Origin of the sequence: Cellulophaga sp. (genome assembly GCF_039943695.1) — a bacterium.
In the GTDB taxonomy this organism is placed as follows: domain Bacteria; phylum Bacteroidota; class Bacteroidia; order Flavobacteriales; family Flavobacteriaceae; genus Cellulophaga.
Window position 1 is genome coordinate 1 of the sequence record NZ_JBDVAA010000081.1, and the last position, 11,801, is coordinate 11,801.

The 11,801-nt window shown below is 32.9% G+C and carries 6 protein-coding genes; all 6 read left to right on the forward strand.

The window, feature by feature from the left end; translation table 11 throughout:
* On the forward strand, positions 1 to 1,476 hold a 1,476-nt coding region (locus ABJD66_RS05710), incomplete at its 5' end, for a response regulator (protein WP_348129198.1).
* A 150-nt stretch (positions 1,477 to 1,626) separates the two neighbouring features.
* Positions 1,627 to 3,150: a sulfatase-like hydrolase/transferase gene (locus ABJD66_RS05715; protein ID WP_348129201.1), complete on the forward strand. Its 1,524-nt coding sequence runs from the start codon at positions 1,627 to 1,629 to the stop codon at positions 3,148 to 3,150.
* 12 nt (positions 3,151 to 3,162) lie between these two features.
* Positions 3,163 to 5,634: a beta-galactosidase GalB gene (gene galB, locus ABJD66_RS05720; RefSeq protein ID WP_348129204.1), complete on the forward strand. Its 2,472-nt coding sequence runs from the start codon at positions 3,163 to 3,165 to the stop codon at positions 5,632 to 5,634.
* 2 nt (positions 5,635 to 5,636) lie between these two features.
* The gene (locus tag ABJD66_RS05725) at positions 5,637 to 7,019 is read left to right on the forward strand and encodes a sulfatase-like hydrolase/transferase (protein WP_348129207.1); all 1,383 of its coding nucleotides are present in this window, start codon (positions 5,637 to 5,639) and stop codon (positions 7,017 to 7,019) included.
* A 24-nt stretch (positions 7,020 to 7,043) separates the two neighbouring features.
* Complete coding sequence (locus ABJD66_RS05730; RefSeq protein ID WP_348129210.1) at positions 7,044 to 8,639, forward strand: arylsulfatase; 1,596 nt, start codon at positions 7,044 to 7,046, stop codon at positions 8,637 to 8,639.
* Positions 8,640 to 8,838: 199 nt separating this feature from the next.
* Positions 8,839 to 11,712, forward strand: a complete 2,874-nt coding sequence (locus tag ABJD66_RS05735) for a glycoside hydrolase family 2 TIM barrel-domain containing protein (RefSeq protein WP_348129213.1) — start codon at positions 8,839 to 8,841, stop codon at positions 11,710 to 11,712.
* The last annotated feature ends 89 nt before the right edge of the window (positions 11,713 to 11,801 follow it).

Here is an 11,801-nt window from a genome sequence, read left to right on the forward strand (position 1 = left end):
CAACTATTAGATTTTAGAAAAATGGACCACGGTAAAATGAGTCTTAACCTAAGCAAAAATAATATTGTAGAGTTTTTAAAAGATGTTGGTGAACCATTTCAGTTTTTAAGTCGAAAAAAGAATATCAATTTTAAAATTAATGTTTCTAATGAATCTATTTTAAGTTGGTTTGATCCTGATGCTGTTGAAAAAATTATAAACAATTTACTTTCCAATGCATTTAAATTTACTCCAGAAAATGGTAGCATTAAACTAGATATATTTAATGGCAAAGACTTTATAAAACCTACAGATATAGATCTTAATATAGATCAATCTAAATATATAGTTATACAAGTAAAAGATTCTGGACCTGGTATACCTGCACACAGGTTACAACATATTTTTGAGCGTTTTTATACAGATATTGGTATTACAACTCACGTTAACACCAAAGGAACAGGCATTGGATTGTCATTTACCAAAAATTTGGTAGAACTGCATCAAGGTATTATAAAAGTACAGAGCGATTCTGAAAATGGATCTACCTTTTATGTTTGGTTGCCAAAAGATAAAGAAACCTACCAAGAAAAGAAAGAACTTAACTTTCATGAAGTTTTTGAGGAAAATACATTTATTAGTAAGGTAGATGCAGAGTCACACGCAATTAGTTTTATGGATGATATTATAGACCAAAATATGACTAGGTCTAGATCTAAACTACCTATATTATTAATTATAGATGATAACCAAGACATACGGTCTTTTATTAAAAAGGGACTAGGTGAAAGTTACTACGTTTACGAAGCTGAAAATGGAGAAAAAGGACTAGAACTTGCCAAAAAGTTTATTCCTAATATTGTTATTACAGATTTAGTTATGCCAGTTATGGATGGTATAGAATTTTGTAACCAAATAAAATCTACACAAGAAACCAGTCATATTCCTGTAGTTATGCTAACAGCAAAAACATCTCAAGAAAAAGAAATTGAGGGGCTTAAAACAGGTGCAGATGCTTACATTAGAAAACCTTTTGACTTAGAATTACTAGAGCTTAAACTTTCTAATATTTTAAATGACAGAGAAAAATTAAGGAAAAAATTTAACAGAGAAATTACACTGCAACCAAATGAAGTTACAGTTACATCTTCTGACGAGACTTTTTTACAAAATGCCATAGAAATTGTAGAAAAACATATGATGAACTCAGAATTTAGTGTAGAAATGTTGGTTAAAGAAATGAATATGAGTAGAAGTAACTTGTATTTAAAAATTAAAGAATTAACGGGACTTTCTTCTAGTGAATTTATAAGAAATATTAGATTAAAAAGAGCTGTACAGCTTTTTGAAAAAAGCGATTTATCTGTAAAAGAAATTATGTATATGACCGGTTTTAACACAGCATCATACTTTTCTAAATGTTTTAAAAAACAATTTGGAGTTGTCCCTAGCAAATACATAAGAATTAATAATGAAGACACCACAGATAAAGAATAGACTTTAGTAAAAAACATATGTTTTATTATTAAAACCATCTGTATACTGCTTTTAAAGCTACAAATCTCAACTTTGTTACATAGGAGTTAATTTTATTATTGTGCGCACAACTTTAGTGTGCACAATAATTTTATGGTAAAACATATAGTTATGAAGATTTATGCAGCTGTTTTAATACTAGTACTTACACTTAGTGCTTGTGGTAAAAAAAGCAATCCAAAGTCAAAAAAACAACAACCTAACATTGTTTTTATTTTTACAGATGACCAAACATACACATCTATTAATGCCTTAGGAAATTCTGAAATTAAGACTCCAAATATGGATGCTCTTGTACACCAAGGTACAACCTTTACTAACGCTTACAATATGGGTTCTTGGAGCGGTGCAGTATGTGCTGCGTCTAGAGCAATGCTTATTTCTGGCAGATCTGTATGGAGAGCTAATAACTTTAGACAAAACTGGAAAAAACAAGATTCTTTAGATAAAACATGGGGAAAACTATTAGAAAATAGTGGTTATGACACGTATATGGCCGGCAAATGGCACGTAGATGCTGCAGCAACAAAAGTTTTTAAAAACACTGCGCATATAAGACCTGGTATGCCTAAAGATGCTTGGAACCATGCAACTATGGTAGCAAAGTTCGATTCGCTTTACAAAACCAAAAAACCAGATTCTAAAACAATTATGCCCAATGGTTACAATAGACCAAAAACTACTACAGATACAACTTGGTTGCCAACAGATAATACTAAAGGCGGATACTGGAAAGGCGGAAAACATTGGAGTGAAGTTTTAAAAGACGATGCTATTACCTTTATAAATACAGCAAAAGAAAAAGAAACACCTTTTTTCATGTATTTGGCTTTTAATGCTCCGCATGATCCTAGGCAGGCTCCAAAAGCATATCAAGATATGTATAATGTAAAAGACATTAGTTTGCCTAAAAGTTTTTTGCCAGAGTATCCGTACAGGCATAGTATTGCCAATGGTGATGATTTACGAGACGAAGCCTTAGCTCCTTTTCCTAGAACAGAGCTTGCAATAAAAACACATATAAAAGAGTATTACGCCAGCATAACACACTTAGATGCTCAAATAGGAAAAATACTAAAAGCATTAAAAAACTCTGGAAAAATAGACAATACGTATATCATTTTTACATCAGACCATGGACTAGCTATGGGAAAACACGGTTTACTTGGTAAACAAAATTTATTTGACCATAGTATTAGACCTCCAATGGTAATTGTTGGTCCAGATATTCCAAAAAACAAAAAAAATAATGCAGATGTGTACTTACAAGATGCTATGGCAACATCACTAGAAATTGCAGGTATACAAAAACCCAGTTATGTAGAGTTTAATAGCTTTTTACAATTAGCAAAACAAAACTCTAACCAAAGTAAATACACTAGTGTTTATGGTGCGTATTTAGACGTACAAAGAATGATTAGAAAAGATGGCTACAAGCTACTTGTATATCCAAAAATAAAAAAAGTGTTGCTGTTTAATCTTAACAAGGACCCAGAAGAAATGAATAACATTGCTAACCTACCTGAAGAACAAAACAGGGTGGTACAATTATTTAATGAGCTACAAAAGCTTCAAAAAACAATGAATGACCCGTTAGATATTTCTACTTCTAAACCTCAACTTAAATCAAACTAAAAAATAAACTTTATGCAAACATATAAACTAACTGCTTTACTACTTTTTCTAGTTGTCTTTTCTTCTTGTCAAAAAAAAGAAATAGAAGTTTTAGAGGATCAAGATTTTAATAAAAACTGGTTATTTATAAAAGATAGTGTACCAAATGCAGAAACTGTAAATTTTGATGATAGTAACTGGAGAAAAGTAAACGTACCACATGATTGGGCTATAGAAGGTCCGTTTAGCGACAAAAATAATGCTCGTAATGGTGGTTTACCCATAGATGGTATTGCTTGGTACCGAAAACACTTTAAAGTAGATGCAAAAAATAAGAATAAGCAAATTTCTATAGAGTTTGATGGGGTTATGGATAACTCTAAAGTGTATATAAACGGTAATTTTGTTGGTGAACGCCATTACGGATATAGTGGTTTTGAGTATAATTTAACACCGTTTATTAAATTTGGCGAAAAGAATGTTATTGCCGTACAATTGGCACCAGAAATTTTGTCTGAAAGATGGTATCCTGGTGCTGGTATTTACCGCAATGTAAGGCTAAAATTAAACGAACCAGTGCATATTCCGCAATGGGGTACATATATTACTACACCTAAAATAGATGACAACAAAGCTATTGTTAACATAGAAACTAAAATTAAAAACACATTAAATAGTACTGCCAACATAGTCCTAGAGACAACTATTTTAGATATAAATAATGCAACTGTTGCTGTTTCTAACAACAAAGTAGAACTAGATAAAACATCAGAACAAAAACAAACACAAGAAATTACAGTTTCTAACCCTACTCTATGGGATATTGGCAAGCCTAATTTATACAAAGCCGTAAGTCGTATTAAAATAAACAATACGGTTGTAGATGAGTATACTACAGAATTTGGTATTAGAACTATTGAGTTTAAAAAAGAAGGTTTTTACCTAAACGGAAAAGCTGTAGAGCTTAATGGTGTTTGTATGCATCATGATCTTGGGCCTTTGGGTGCCGCTGTAAATTATAGAGCTACAGAACGCCAAATGCAAATAATGCAACAAATGGGTGCCAACGCATTACGCACAAGTCACAACCCACCTTCTACAGAAATGCTACAGGTTTGTGACAGACTAGGTATTGTGGTTATAGATGAAGCTTTTGATGAATGGAAAGAGGCTAAAGTACCTAATGGTTACCATAAATATTTTGACAAATGGGCAGAAAAAGATTTACGAGATATGATAAAAAGAGATCGTAACCACCCATCTGTAATTATGTGGAGTATTGGAAATGAAATTTTAGAACAAGGTAAAAAAGATGGTTGGAAAATAGCTAAAATGCTAAATGACATTTGCCATAATGAAGATGCCTCTAGACCTACAACTGCTGGTTTTAACTACTACCCTGCTTCGTTTACAAATAAATTGGCATACCAAATAGATGTTGTTGGTGTAAACTACAAACCTGCTTACTATGCAGAAATTAGAGAACAGAACCCTGATATGATTTTTTACGGTTCAGAAACATCTTCACAAACAAGTACTAGAGGTTATTATGAGTTTCCGTTAAAAGAAAGAGTTAGCAAAGAAACAAATCAAGTTTCTAGTTATGATGTAAACATTGGTCCGTCTTGGACGTATCCTCCAGAGGTAGAATTTGAAGCCCAAAAGCAAAATCCACATTCGTTGGGAGAATTTATATGGACAGGTTTTGATTATTTAGGAGAACCTACTCCATATGGCGGAAGAGATAACTCTACAAACGGATATTGGAATGATGATTGGCCATCTCACGCTTCTTATTTTGCGCCTGTAGATTTGGTAGGTTTTCCTAAAGACAGGTTTTATTTGTACCAAAGCCAATGGACAACAGAGCCAATGGTACACGTATTACCACATTGGAACTGGGAGGGCAAAGAAGGGCAAACCATTCCTGTTTATTCGTATACAAATTGCGATGAAGTAGAACTTTTTGTAAACGGAAAATCTTACGGCAAAAAAATAAAAGGGAAGGACACCACTACTATTTTTGCAGAATATAACGGTTTTAAAGGCGGTACTATTGACTCTAAATACAGATTATCATGGAATGTACCTTACCAACCCGGAAGCTTAAAAGTTGTTGGTTATAAAAATGGCAAACCAGTTGCTACTAAAGAAATTAAAACAGCAGGTAAACCTTATAAAATAAAATTAACAGCAGACAGAAATACGATTAATGCATCTGGAAAAGATTTATCATTTATTACAGTTAGGGTTGAAGATAAAGATGGTAATTTATGTCCTAAAGCAGATAATCTTATAACATTTAAAGTATCTGGTAATGGAGATTTAGAAGCTGTTGGTAATGGCAACTCTGCTTCATTAGAGTCTTTTAAAGCAAATTATATTAAATCCTTTTACGGTAAAAGTTTAGCTATTATAAAAACTACAGAAACTGCTGGTGAAATTAAAATTACCGCAAGTTCAGATAAACTTAGTTCTGCTACAATAACTATAAAAACTAAGTAAATATGAGCTATTTAAAAAATATAATACTCTTTGTTTATTTTCTGCTTTTTATACAAATAGTAACAGCACAAAAGCAACCCAATATTATTGTTATACTAACAGATGATCAAGGTTGGGCAGATGTGGGGTTTAATGGTGCAACAGATATACCAACACCAAACTTAGACAGGCTAGCATCAGAAGGTGTTGTATTTTCTAATGGATATGTTTCTCATCCATATTGCAGCCCGTCTAGAGCGGGTTTACTTACTGGTAGATATCAGGCGCGTTTTGGGCACGATTGTAATATGCCTTATAACGGAGAAAATGATGTTACAGTTGGTACACCCTTATCAGAAAAACTAATATCTGAAGCTTTAAAAGAACAAGGTTATAGAACAAGTGCAATTGGTAAATGGCATTTAGGAGATCACCCAGATTTGTACCCTCCTGCACAAGGATTTGACCATTGGTTTGGCTTCCCTGGCGGAGCTATGAACTACTGGGGAACAGCACAAAGTAAGATTAAGACCATTTATCGCAACAGAAAACCAGTTCCAGAAGGGGAACTTAGTTATTTAACAGACGATTTTACTAATGAAGCCATTAATTTTATTAATAAAAAAGATAAGAAACCCTTTTTTATTTACTTGGCTTACAATGCGCCACACGCACCAGACCACGCTACAAAAAAGTATTTAGAGCAAACTAAACATATAGAGTATGCTGGCAGAAGTGTGTATGCAGCTATGGTTAATGCCGTTGATGAAAATGTTGGCAAAATAGACTCTACACTAGTTGCTAATGGTATAAAAGATAACACTATATTAGTTTTTTTAAGTGATAATGGAGGAAGAATAGAGCATGCAGACAACAGACCAAACAGAGGACACAAAGGAATGTTGTTTGAAGGCGGAATAAAAGTGCCATTTTTTATTTCCTGGCCAAGTAAAATAAAAGAAAAGAGCCTGTACTCTAAACCTATTTCATCTTTAGATTTATTTCCTACGTTTTTAAATGCTTCGGGTGCTAGTGCTTCAAAAGAAAAACAATTAGATGGTGTAGATTTAATGCCTTACATATTAAATAAAAATAAAGGTAACCCACACAACATACTATTTTGGAGGTCTTCTGGTAATTTTGAATATGCTGTTAGAAAAGGAAAATACAAATTATACAAAAGTGCCTATAAAAATAAAACCTTACTTTTTAATATTGAAGAAGATAATTTAGAGCGGTATGACATTGCTAAACAACATCCAGAGATATGCTTAGATTTAGAAAAGTCTTATGCCAATTGGGATGCTAAAAATAAGGCTCCTGGTTGGTTAGATCCTCATGCAGAAAATGTAATTAAAGAGGATAAAAGATGGAAAAAAACACGCGAAAAATCCTTAAAAAAGTAATACTTTAGCCACAAAACCAATTCAATGATACATTTACTTAAAACCAAAAGAAAAAATATTTACTTTTCGCTAGCAATTGTAGCTAGTATTTTCACAAGCAGTTGTAAAGAAACTAAAAAAGACACAGACAAATCTGCCAATAAAGAAACAGTAATGGAGGTTACCAAACCAAATATTGTTGTTATTTATATGGATGATTTAGGCTATGGAGATATTAGTGCTAATGGTGCTACAGAAATAAATACTCCAAATATAGATAAACTTGCCAACGAAGGCGTTAGGTTTACTAATGGTTATGCTACATCTGCAACTTGTACCCCTAGTAGATATGGTTTACTAACTGGTGTGTACCCTTGGCGTAATAAAGATGCCGCTATTTTGCCTGGTACAGCACCACTTATAATTAGCACAGAGCAAACTACTATTCCTAAAATGTTAAAAAAAGAAGGCTACGCTACTGGCATTGTAGGTAAATGGCATTTAGGTCTTGGTAGTGGTAATGTAAATTGGAATGAACGTGTTTCTCCTGGCCCAAATGAGGTTGGTTTTGATTATTCGTACATTATGGCGGCTACGCAAGACCGTGTACCAACAGTTTATATAAAAAACGGACACGTAGATGGTTTAGATCCAAAAGATCCTATAGAGGTAGATTACTCTAAAAATTATGACAACCAGCCAACAGGTAAAGAAAATCCGGAATTGTTAAGTATGAAATGGCATCACGGACATAATAATAGTATTGTAAACGGTATTCCTAGAATTGGTTTTATGAAAGGTGGTGAAGCTGCTAAATGGAGTGATGTAGATATGGCAGATCATTTTTTAAAAGAGGCTAAATCTTACGTTACTAAACATAAAAACGAGCCTTTCTTTTTATACTATGCTTTGCAACAACCACACGTACCCCGTACACCTCACCCTCGTTTTGTTGGTACATCTGGTATGGGACCAAGAGGTGATGTAATTTTAGAAGCAGATTGGATTATTGGTGAGTTTATAAAAACTTTAGAAAAAGAACAGTTATTAGAAAATACTTTAATTGTATTTACAAGTGATAATGGTCCTGTTTTAAACGATGGCTATTTTGATGATGCTGTAGAAAAATTAGGAAAACACACACCTGCAGGTGGATTAAGAGGCGGAAAATACAGTTTATTTGACGCTGGTACACGTGTACCTTTTATTACGTATTGGAAAGGGAAAATTACACCAGGGGTATCTAATGCGCTAGTTTGCCAAGTAGATTTACTTAGTTCGTTTGCCAAACTAACTGGTAATAAAACTAAAACAGAAGACAGTAAGCAAATGTTAGATGTATTATTGGGTACATCTAAAAACGGAAGAGAACATCTAATTTTAGAAGCTAGCAAAAAAACAGCTTTAAGGAGTGGCGACTGGGTGCTGATTCCGCCTTACCCAGGCAAAGCTATAAATACACAAGTAAACATAGAATTAGGTATAGCTAATGAGTATCAACTTTATAATTTAAAAGAAGACAAAGAGCAACAAAACAACTTGGCAAAAACAAACGCCAAAAAGCTATCTGAACTTATTTCTGTATACACACAATTAAGAGGAGAAACTACAGAGGAAATAAAAGAATTAGAATTGAAATAACTTATTACTTTAACCAAAATTTATAAGACCTTGAAAACATAATTCAAGGTCTTTTTTTATACAAACACTTTGCTTTTTAATACTTGTAACACCTTAAAAATATGTAATAAACCATATGTTCTATTTTTCAATACATATCTAATTACCAAATAGACTAAGAATAAATAATTTTAATTTCTTATAAATCAAACTCATTATAATGAAAATAAAATTAGCGCTTTTAAGTTTATTTGTTACTGCAATTTCTTTTGCACAAAGTAATAATTTACCAGAAGGATTTACTGTTGGTGACAGAACCAAAACAAACTTAAATTTTAACTGGAAATTTCATTTAGGAGATTTACCAAACGCTCCTACTACTATTAATTATAACGATAGTAATTGGGAAAATGTATCTGTGCCTCATGCACCACAATTGGTATCTTATGAAATGGATAGCATAAAAGAAACCTGGATACAAGAAAAGTATTTACGTGACATAAGTTGGTACCGCAGGAAAATTAATATTGATGCCAATGCTACAGGAAAAATATTTTTAGAGTTTGAAGCTATACATAATGCTACAGAACTTTGGGTAAATGGTAAAAAGGTAGGCAACTATGCTGTAAATGGTTATGTGCCTTTTTATTTTGATATTACAGACTTTGTAACCTTAGGAAAAGAAAATACTATTGCTATTAAGGCAGATAATAGTTTTAGTCAGGTAATTGCTCCTGACCCACACAGAACAGATTATGTAAAATTTGGCGGGTTATATAGAGATGTGTACTTGGTAACAACAAATAAGTTACACGTTAACTACAACTGGGAAGATTTTAATGCTGGCGTGCATATTACAACCCCAACAGTAAATAAGCATAACGGAACAGTTACTATAAAAACTACCGTAAAAAACGAAAATGCTACTGCCAAAAACACCAAAATAGTTACTAAAATTATAAATAAAGATGGCGTGGTTGTAAAAAAAATTACTTCTACTAAAACAATAGCGCCTAATACTGTATACACCTTTAGACAATCTGCAACTATAGAAGATAATTACCATTTATGGTCTCCAGATTCTCCTTATTTGTACAGGGCTAACTCTGTTATCTATGATAAAAATAATGCTGTTGATTTTGTAGAAAACAAATTTGGTTTCAGAAAATTTAGTTTAGAAAAAGGTAAAGGATTTGTTCTAAATGGCGAGCCATTATTTTTAGTTGGTGCTAATCGTCATCAAAATTACCCAAATATAGGTGATGCTGTTCCTAATTCTTTTCATTACAATGAAGCTCTACAATACAAAAAAGCAGGTATGAATATTATTCGCCTATCTCACTACACGCAAGATGATGCTTTTTTACAAGCTTGTGACGAGTTGGGTATTTTAGTTTATGAAGAGCCTAGTACATGGATTTTATGGGGAGATGAGGCTTGGTTTTCTAATTTAGAAGACGCTACAAGAACTATGATACGTAACCACAGAAACCACCCGTCTATTATTGTTTGGGGTGCTGGCATAAACCACAGAGGTCCAGTACCAAGAATGCAAACCGTTGCTAAAGAAGAAGATCCGTTTAGGTTAACAGCATCTGCATCTAGCCCATGGAACGGAGTAAAAAATGAAGGTGTTACAGATATACACGCAACTATGGATTACCGTAGAACAGAATTTCCTGAGAGTGCTTTTACTATGGTTATGGAGCACGGTAGTACGCCAGATTCTGAGGTAAATCAGTTTCATATTTCTAGGTATAAAGGAAATAAAAACAATTTTGCAGCCATAACTTGGTTGGGTGCAGATTATAATCATTTACAACCAGATGTAGATGATGATCAATGGAAAAGGGATTTTATGACTACTTACGGTGTATTGTCTGCTTTTAGAGTACCTAAACCGGTTTACTACTGGTATCAATCTGAATTGTTAAATAAACCAATAGTACATATTGCAGATCAAACAGCTTCTAAAAACGGAAAAGTTAGAGTATTTAGCAATTGCCAAGAGGTAGCACTTTATCATAATGGGAAACTTATTGCAAGGCAAACTCCAGATAATAGTCTTACCAAACTAAACCTAAACCACCCTTCGTTTACATTTAAATATAATTGGAAAAGCGGAACCTTAAAAGCTATTGGTTATACAAACGGAGAAAAAGTAACCGAATTTATTAGGCATAAGGAAGAAAGTCCGTATACTTTAAAATTAGATTTAAATATCACAGACCAACCTTTTTATGCTGGCGGATCTGATATAAGACTGGTACACGCATCTATTTTAGATAAAAATGGCGAGGTAGTTACTAATACAAAGCAACGCGTAGAGTTTTTTGTATCTGGAGCAGGAGAATTAATAGACAATGGTAAAATAGATGCCAACCCTGCACGCTCTTTTAACGGCGTGGCATCAATTTATATTAAAGGTAAAAATAATCCAGGAAAAATTACAATTACAGCTAAAGCTAAGGGCTTAAAATCTGCCAAAACAAGTATTACAACATCAACCTATAACACAAATGAAATTGTAAATAATGCTACTCCTATTTACGATTTTCCGGTAACCAGAGTAGACATTGGAGGCAATAAACAATTAGTACAATTTGATTGGGAAGAATGGACAGGTAACAGCAATGCTAACTTAACTTATAACCTAAAGGATTTTAATGCAACTATTGCAGTTAGTGCTACAGATAAAATTAAATGGTTAGGAGATACTGCAATGTTAGGTGATTTAAGTTTTGTGGGAACAGATGGTTTATACTCAGAAAAAGGAAATTTAAGTCTTAACATAAGTAACTTAAAAGCCGGAAATTATGAAATAGAAACGTTTCACCATACTAGAAGAGGCAACGTTAAAATGACAAATGAAATTGAAGTACAGGTTGTAGATACTAATGGTTCTTTTTCAAGAAAATCTGATGATCATATAGTAGATTATTACCAAAATGATAATACAGGAGAACGCAAGCCATTATCTATAACATCTAACTTTTCTGCTGATGGTAAAAGCACAATAACCATCAATTTTAAAAACTTGCAAAATACAGGCGATTTGTGGCTAAATGGTTTTGTAATAAAACAAGTAAAATAATGTATTGTACTAACACCTACTTAATAAACTAAAAGAAATGAAAATAATGCTACAAAAAGAGTTTCTTTGGCTGTTTCTACTATGCTTTA

Bases quoted from the DNA above. Each gene is read 5' to 3' on its own strand.
- ABJD66_RS05715 (WP_348129201.1), top strand. From the start codon at position 1,627: ATGAAGATTTATGCAGCTGTTTTAATACTAGTACTTACACTTAGTGCT.
- galB (WP_348129204.1), top strand. From the start codon at position 3,163: ATGCAAACATATAAACTAACTGCTTTACTACTTTTTCTAGTTGTCTTT.
- ABJD66_RS05725 (WP_348129207.1), top strand. From the start codon at position 5,637: ATGAGCTATTTAAAAAATATAATACTCTTTGTTTATTTTCTGCTTTTT.
- ABJD66_RS05730 (WP_348129210.1), top strand. From the start codon at position 7,044: ATGATACATTTACTTAAAACCAAAAGAAAAAATATTTACTTTTCGCTA.
- ABJD66_RS05735 (WP_348129213.1), top strand. From the start codon at position 8,839: ATGAAAATAAAATTAGCGCTTTTAAGTTTATTTGTTACTGCAATTTCT.